The organism is Rhizobium sp. SVR5-9E (genome assembly GCF_056755095.1).
Map to the genome: position 1 here is coordinate 1 of NZ_JBNDHS010000684.1, position 240 is coordinate 240.

The 240-nt window shown below is 50.4% G+C and carries 1 protein-coding gene; it reads left to right on the plus strand.

The window, feature by feature from the left end; all coding sequences use genetic code 11:
* The coding region (locus ACPYOJ_RS36555) for a hypothetical protein (protein WP_481420564.1) at window positions 1-240 on the plus strand (240 nt) is incomplete at both ends.

Genomic DNA, 240 nt, shown 5'->3' on the forward strand with positions numbered 1-240 from the left:
AGAGATATGCAGCTGAGAAGCGACAGAAGCGATAATATTTTTGATGTGGCGAATACCACCAATGTATGGGCGATCATGAACGTCAACGAATCTGATATTGATAAGATCAGCCTGGGAATGAAAGCGCAGGTTAAGCAAGGCGATGGCCGCAAACCCGCAGAATGGTGTGGTGAAACGCAATTCGATCGCATCTTGCTGGATGCTCCCTGCTCGGCAACCGGCGTTATTCGTCGCCACCCG